The following is a 257-nucleotide window of genomic DNA, read 5'->3' as shown; positions in this document are numbered from 1 at the left end:
AAACGAGAAGCTGCTGAAAGTGCTGGGGCGTGGCATTACGCTGTTAGACGCTTTTGCAAAAGCGAACGACGTACTGAAAAACGCTGTTCAGGGTATTGCTGAACTGATTACCCGCCCGGGTATGATCAATGTCGACTTTGCAGACGTACGTACTGTGATGTCCGAAATGGGTCATGCCATGATGGGTAGCGGCGTGGCGACGGGCGAAGACCGTGCAGAGGAAGCAGCAGAAATGGCGATTTCCAGCCCGTTGCTGG

1 pseudogene is annotated in these 257 nt (G+C 53.7%); it reads left to right on the top strand.

Features of this window, described 5'->3' with window-relative positions:
* Positions 1–257: pseudogene (locus tag ACYP03_RS26910) on the top strand (cell division protein FtsZ); the annotation flags it as partial.

This window comes from Photobacterium sp. R1, assembly GCF_054600795.1.
Note: the sequence above shows the minus strand (reverse complement) of the source record. Positions and strands in the feature narration are given on the sequence as shown.